Origin of the sequence: Methanobrevibacter sp., assembly GCF_045541095.1 — an archaeon.
Taxonomy (GTDB): Archaea; Methanobacteriota; Methanobacteria; order Methanobacteriales; family Methanobacteriaceae; genus Methanocatella.
The window spans coordinates 1-6,995 of the sequence record NZ_JAZQIJ010000097.1; the positions used below are offsets into that span (position 1 = coordinate 1).

The window sequence follows — 6,995 nt, forward strand, 5'->3', positions numbered from 1 at the left end:
GAATAGGATTACAACTAATTGTATGTATTAGTTAAAATGAATGTATATTGATAGAATTCTGTCGTTAATGTTATCTGATTGACTAATAATTATAAAGATAATATATCGATACATTTAAATATATCAAAATAATATTATTATACATGGCAGTTGAAAATAGTGATGAATGTTGTGAGATAACCTATTCTGTTGAAGATTTAATTAAAACATTGCCTTCAGATGAAACTTTAGAAAACCATGCGGCAATATTAAAGTCTTTGGCTGATCCGACAAGATTAAAAATAATATACTTATTGAAAAATGGTGAATTGTGTGTTTGTCAGATATTGGAAGTTATTGATAAATCCCAATCAACGGTTTCTCATCATTTGAACATGATGAAAAAAGAAGGAGTGTTGTCTGCACGAAAACAGGGAAAATGGATTTATTATAAACTGGCCAATGAAGAAATTATACAAAGTCTTGAAAAACTATTATGGGACTGATAACATGGTCGAAAAGATTGCTTTAGCTTCCTGCAATGGAATGAGTGCTAATGGATTGGTATCTCGCGTAGCAGTTGGGGATTGTAAAAAGGAAAATGATAATATAATATCAATTTGCATGGGTTCCACATCCGCTGACATTGAAGGATTAAACGATGATATGCTAAAAAAATATCCAATCATTGCAATCAACGGTTGCGATAACGGATGTGTGAATAAAATTCTTAATAACAAGGGAATCAACGTTTCCAAAACTGTTGGTGTTGGAGATGTTTTAAAAAAGCATAAAATTTTTTCCACTGACCCTTTCAGATTGGACGACAATGGAGAAAAATGTGTTGAGATTATTAAAAATAAGATCAACTATGAGTTAAAAAATATTTAGAGGAATGAATATGGATTATTTTGATTATAAAGTTTGGGAAAATTGGGTGAATAATAATTATGATGAATTCAAATCCCTTAAAGATGGTGCTAAAATAGCTATGTTATTGCCGGATACGGATAATCTTATAGTTCTTAAAAAAGGGGATACAATCTCTGTTGTTATTGATGATAGGAATACATTTGAGTTCCCATTTGCACAAATAGCTTTTAAATTTGGTGAAAATACTATAGAAAGCGTTTTGAATGATTCTACATTTAAAACATTTAAAAATCTTACTTTAGCGGATGATATTGGTATTTTATCCTTTGTTGATGAGGCCACATTGAACAGATTTGATTATAGAAATTTTTTAAAGAAGTTCGGTTTTCAAATAGGCTCTGGTTGTAGCTGTGGGTGTTGTTAAATGGCAGATAATTGGAACTTTGATGGTTTGATTCAGAACGTATTGGTTAAATCCAGTAATAATTCTTGTTGCGGGGATATTTCATTTCCAAACACATCAAAAATTGAAAATCCTATAAATCCAATAAATTCTGTTACAAAAGAATTTTTAGAGGATTTTGAAGTGTATTTGAAACAGTTGGGTGTTGTGGAAATAGCTTATGTTGAGGGCATCAAAGATTATTTCTTGCATGGTTTAGATTTTGATTTCAACTCAGCCATTCTATTTTCTTATGAGATTAGCCAATGCATTCATGATGCCGGCGCAGGTATTAAAGCTCAAGAATATAATGATGAGTTATATCGGGATTTTGGAAATTTAACATATAAGATTTCAGATTACCTGAGACTAAGGGGATTTGAAACATTAGTTGCCCATCCTCGTGAAGAAACAATAGATTTTTCACATTTGGCTCAAAAAGCAGGAATGGGGTGCATTGGAAAAAGTGGTTTGCTGATCAGTCCTAATAAAGGCCCCAATCAAAAAATATCGGCCATATTAGTCAATATTAAAAACTTGCCTAAAACCAAAATTAATCCTTATGAATGGATTCCTGATTATTGCAATTATTGTAACTCCTGTGTTAGAGCATGTCCAAATGATGCTTTAGTTTTGGATAAAAAAACTAAAACTGTGAGTTTTATTGAAGATGTATGTATTGGATGTAGTGAAGGCTGCACTGAATGTATAAAAGCATGTCCATTTTATAATAAAGGATATGAGGTTATTTTTGACAAATATAAAAAAATTAAAATGAAATCTAAAAAAGTATAATATAAATTTTAGCATGTATTATAAATTAGGGTATATTTTGAATGTACTATAAATTTTAGTATATATTTTACATTCTAAATTTACTTTTTTTATACTATAAGAATTAATCATATATTTTCTATTAAATCAGAAAGTAGATATATTTATTGTTTGAAATAAAAGCAATTTTATGAAGTCAAAGCAATATTGCAATGTCAAACATCGTTTTCAAAAAAGTAATTAGAACTGCAGAACAAATCTTTTACTGGAGTTTTAATGATGTGAAAATGATAAGGTTGCGAACTATATCACACGTTTTATACGAACAGTTTTATAGTTCTCATATTTACTACTTTTCAGACGCTCTCTCTAAAGATTTTAAATATCTAAAAAATATAGGTGAAATCATGATGGTGACGAGCTATTGAAAAATCTATCGATAAGTTGCAACCACTTGAGGCACAACCTTTAATTATGAGATTGCTTTGAGAAAGTACTGCATATATTTTGACATGGAGCTTAAGGACTTTCTCAAGGAGGCAGAAGATGATGAGATGAAAGTGGTCAAATGGTAACACAGCAGATTAAAATCAAAACTGATTGAGTACAGGCATCATCTCTTTCAAAACTATGCTCCGGGAACTGTTAGAAAAGAGATGAACTGCATCATCTTTTTTCACAAGTTCTATGACATTGAAAAACTGTCTATTAAATCTCCTCAGTTCATTCAGATGGAAAATGAAAATGAAGCATTAAAATTTGAAGTGGGCAGCATGAGAAATGAATTTGAAGAGGTTAGAGGTTTGAAAGAACTTATTTGAATCATTAACAAGGTTAGTGAAGGGTAATGGTGTTGTTGTGATGGCATTCCTTGAATGCCTTCATAATCTTATGTTACTTTCCAATTTAACATAACCTTTTCTTTATTGCTCATTAAGAATATATTTGGTACAAAGTTAGTAAAATGGATATTGTTTATTTTGTTCGTAATTGATGAAATGAATATTTTTTCATAAAAATAATCAGCAGATATAAGAAATAATCCAAATATATTTCAGAAAACATTGTAATCCTAGTCAATTGGCAAATTTAATAGTTAATGCATGTTTTAATATATTATTTTAAGTTTAAAGCAATATTTACATAGAAATGTAAATTTTATCTAGTATCCAACCAAAAATATTTAAATTAATTAATACAAACTATTAATTGAATATTTGTATCATCATTATAATTTTTTAGGAGTCATTTTAAATGGAATGGGATTATCTCCAAGCTATTACTAAAGGATTATCACTTAATGATTTGTTAAATCAAGACTTAATTGATAATATTAACGAAAACTTAGATGGTAAATGTGTTGAAGCCATAACCATTCAACTTCGTGTACGCGATGAGAAACTATCTAAAGACTCAGAGCACGAGATAGTGTCTATTGCAAATAGAAATTCTAAGGATACATTATTAAAACAGGTAATTGTTGATGCTGATACAAATAAAACACTTAATATATTCATTGATGCAATTAATAAACTGGAGGAATGATTCATGTCAGGATATGCTACTGTAAATGGAAATAATAATTTCATAGATGATTTTTCAGACATTTTTAAAGAATTTTATAATTATGTTAAAGACAAATTCACTAGAAATGATGAAATGCCTCTTGAGGAATTTATTAATAAATATTCTGAAGATAAGAAATTTTTAAATGATTTAGAGTCTATTAAATCTTCATTAAACGAAATTTCTGAAATGATGGAACAAATCAACTTTGATTATGATGAATATTATAACTTTGCATCAATTAAAAGAATGATTACTTACATTGTTGATAATCTTGAAAAATATTTTTACTATTCTTCATTCATAGTGCTTCTTTTAGAAAATTTCAATGATTTGATTGTTAAAGAAAGACAATTCGATGATTATAAAGAAGAATATGAGAAATTTGATACTTTCTTATATGAAAAAGAAGATTACTTCTACACTGAAATCTTTGACAGTGATTCAAAATACGATGATGCAGTTGATAAAGTGACAAATATCTTGGGGTAGGTTAATGAATACCTTTTTAGATACTAATGTAATAATTGGATACATTTATTCATTAGATCCATTACATACTGCTTCTCAAAAAGCAATTGTTGATGAAAATACTAAGTATTATTCTTTTCATGTTAATGAGGAAATAAAAGAGGTTTCTCGAAGGAAAGATAGGGAATATGCTAAGTTTCTGACTAAATTAGAAAAGATATTTAATAAATATGGAGATTATGATTTCATAGATTTAGCTGAAATTCACTTGAAAGTAAATAGATTCGGACAAATAGGAAAGTTTGATGTTAATGATATGCACAAAGCTATTGATGTAATATGGAATGAATTAAATTTCGATGAGAATACAGATGCATTCAAAGTAAAAACAGATTTCAAGAATTATTCTATGAATTTTGAATCAAAACACAGAAACGGTAAAAAAGATTGCTTAAAGAAAATGAATTTTATTCCGGCTCATCAAAATAAAGATCCAAATGTTCTGAATGTCATTCATCAAAAATCTCTTAGAAATTATTTCCACGGTGAAGATGAAGATATTCTTTTTGATGTTCATGACTATCTTAAAACTAATACAATCAGGGATTTAGTGCTTATAAGTAATGATAAAGATTTTATTAAAGCTATTTCTGAATTAATTAGTGTTTTATCTTTTAATAAATTTAAATATCTTGAAGATTTATTGAAAAATTCTTAATTGTATTTTTTTTTTATTGAATATCTGATTATGTGCTTAGAAAATTATTGTGGTAATATGAATGATTTTATAATGCCACTAAAACCTAAACTCCTTAAAAATTTAAGGAGTGTCTGGAGAAGTAGCTCCCTTCAGATTATAGAAATATGTCTTATTTTTTACCTTCCAGCAGTGGTAATTGGCTTAATTCAAGATATCCGTAAAGCAATGTTTTCCAGTATTAATGAATGTTGGTTTTTGGGAATTTGCCCTTGTCTCGGCCAATGTTAAAAAACCGTCAACCAGTGTATTCAGTGAATCCAGTTCCATTTTGTTTAAGTAGTTTTTTGAAATTACCACGTCTGCCTGCAGGATTTTTCCATGAGGAGCATCTTCCCATGTTGTAAGTCCCATGTTAATTTTATTTTTGTCACTGCGGGATTTTATGATTTCAGCGGCAGTCTGGCCGGTTATGGCAAAGAGTAGCATGTTCTGCACTGTGGCAAAGAAGTCTTTTGTTTCATCGGCATCCAGATTGTAGTCTGCACTTGTTGCATATAGATCTGTGATTTTTTGGTTGAATCTTCTCTCAGATGCACGTATTTCCCTGATTCTTGAAAGCAAATGGTCAAAGTAATCTTTCCCAAATCTTGAGCCTTTTTTCAGTAATTCATCATCCAGTGCAAAACCTTTTACAATATACTCTCTAAGTACTCCTGTTGCCCATTTTCGAAAGTGTGTTGCCTGTTTGCTGTTTACACGGTAACCGACTGAGATAATGGCATCCAGGTTGTATAATATTGGCTGTGTTTTCGCATCAGGGTTTATAATAACGTTTCCACTATTAGTGGAATCGTTCGGATTGAAGGTAACTTCCGATTTTACCAACTCTTCAGACTCAAAAATATTATTTAAATGTTTACTTATGGTCTTGATATTTTTACCAAACAACTCGGCCATGGTTTTTTGTGTAGTCCACATTGTGTCATTTTCAGAATCAATGATTACATTTATGGCCACTGCTCCGTCTTCACTGGTGTATAATAATGTTTTTACAATTTCATTATTCATGTTCAGGCTCCTTATAATAATAAGTAGGTTTATAATGTATATAAAAGATTAGAGAGAGCTTTTGCAAAGTATTATTTTTGCTACTTAAATTACCTCCTTAGGTGATAAAACCTAAATTCCTTAAAAAATTAACACTTGTCCTATAATGTCGATTCAATAGTCATGATGATTTTTCAATAAGTGTTGTTGTGATAAGTACGATAATACATATCCTTTTATATACTCAGTAAAAATAGATATAATAAATGTAAAATGGACTTAATTGTTTGTTTTACAATATGAAAATGTTGGAAAAAAATTATATTTTCAAGTTAAAACTATTTTAGATATTCCGACCTCAACAAAATTATAAAATAGTTTGCAACCTATTTGATTACTTGAATAATAGAAAGATTTTCCAATATTTTACTTCATTCAATCGCATCGAGGTAAAAAAATCAACACTTTTTTTTACCTTGGTGGTATATGATAGATAACATTTATCTATCAGATGTGAATTTTTTAAAATAAGCATTATTGCATGGTTAAAAGTGAAAATATTAAGTTTGAATAATTAATTTTTTCTATATATTAATTTTTATTTTTCATTTTTGTTTTTGGTTTAGGTGAGTTTTTAAATTCTGATTTTGAGTTTTGTAACCGTTTGGTTATTTTGAAAATTAAATTTTTAAGAAATAATCTCTTTAAAAATAAATGAGTTAGAGCATGCAAATTGGAATTTTGCAGGTTTTGGTTGGCTGATTTGGTTAGATGAGATTTAATGTGAGTTTTCAGAATTTGTTTATAAAATGAGATATGAGTTGATTTTTTAAAAAAATATTTGTTGCGAGTATTTATTCTTTATCTATAAAATTTTATTTGTTTTTTCAAAATTAATTGTTTTTATTAAATTTTAATTATTTTTATTTGTTTAGAGTGGTATTTGGAGTTTTTGAACTTAAATGTAGATGTTTTTATTTATCCAGTGAAATTGAATTTTAGAAAACTTTATATTAAAAACTGTATAAATAATATATCAATAAAGAGTTTGATATTTTTTAAAATAGAATTAAGTCAAATTAATTTTAATTAAAAAAATAATACATTATCTTTATTAATTAATAAAAAATCGAAAAGAAGCCC

General features: G+C 28.2%; 9 protein-coding genes. 8 read left to right on the forward strand and 1 reads right to left on the reverse strand.

The window, feature by feature from the left end; all coding sequences use genetic code 11:
* The first annotated feature begins 143 nt into the window (after positions 1-143).
* From ACKI2P_RS04160 to ACKI2P_RS04195, 8 genes are all read left to right on the forward strand, one after another.
* A complete protein-coding gene (locus tag ACKI2P_RS04160; RefSeq protein ID WP_407375290.1) occupies positions 144-485 on the forward strand; it encodes an ArsR/SmtB family transcription factor in 342 nt (113 codons plus the stop codon).
* Between the two features lie 4 nt (positions 486-489).
* Positions 490-870 carry a putative zinc-binding protein gene (locus ACKI2P_RS04165; RefSeq protein ID WP_407375292.1) on the forward strand — a complete coding sequence of 127 codons (381 nt, stop codon included), beginning with the start codon at positions 490-492 and terminating at the stop codon, positions 868-870.
* A gap of 10 nt (positions 871-880) precedes the next feature.
* Positions 881-1,276 carry a hypothetical protein gene (locus tag ACKI2P_RS04170; protein WP_407375294.1) on the forward strand — a complete coding sequence of 132 codons (396 nt, stop codon included), beginning with the start codon at positions 881-883 and terminating at the stop codon, positions 1,274-1,276.
* Positions 1,277-2,089 carry a 4Fe-4S dicluster domain-containing protein gene (locus tag ACKI2P_RS04175; protein ID WP_407375296.1) on the forward strand — a complete coding sequence of 271 codons (813 nt, stop codon included), beginning with the start codon at positions 1,277-1,279 and terminating at the stop codon, positions 2,087-2,089.
* Positions 2,090-2,724: 635 nt separating this feature from the next.
* Positions 2,725-2,889 (forward strand): hypothetical protein, encoded by a 165-nt coding sequence (locus ACKI2P_RS04180; protein WP_407375298.1) that lies wholly within the window; start codon positions 2,725-2,727, stop codon positions 2,887-2,889.
* 433 nt (positions 2,890-3,322) lie between these two features.
* Positions 3,323-3,613: a hypothetical protein gene (locus ACKI2P_RS04185; RefSeq protein ID WP_407375300.1), complete on the forward strand. Its 291-nt coding sequence runs from the start codon at positions 3,323-3,325 to the stop codon at positions 3,611-3,613.
* A gap of 3 nt (positions 3,614-3,616) precedes the next feature.
* Positions 3,617-4,126, forward strand: a complete 510-nt coding sequence (locus ACKI2P_RS04190) for a hypothetical protein (RefSeq protein WP_407375302.1) — start codon at positions 3,617-3,619, stop codon at positions 4,124-4,126.
* Positions 4,127-4,130: 4 nt separating this feature from the next.
* The gene (locus ACKI2P_RS04195; RefSeq protein WP_407375304.1) at positions 4,131-4,823 is read left to right on the forward strand and encodes a hypothetical protein; all 693 of its coding nucleotides are present in this window, start codon (positions 4,131-4,133) and stop codon (positions 4,821-4,823) included.
* Positions 4,824-5,006: 183 nt separating this feature from the next.
* Here the strand turns inward: ACKI2P_RS04195 and rhuM are convergent, their stop codons facing one another.
* A complete protein-coding gene (gene rhuM, locus ACKI2P_RS04200) occupies positions 5,007-5,873 on the reverse strand; it encodes a RhuM family protein (protein WP_407375305.1) in 867 nt (288 codons plus the stop codon).
* Positions 5,874-6,995 lie beyond the last annotated feature (1,122 nt).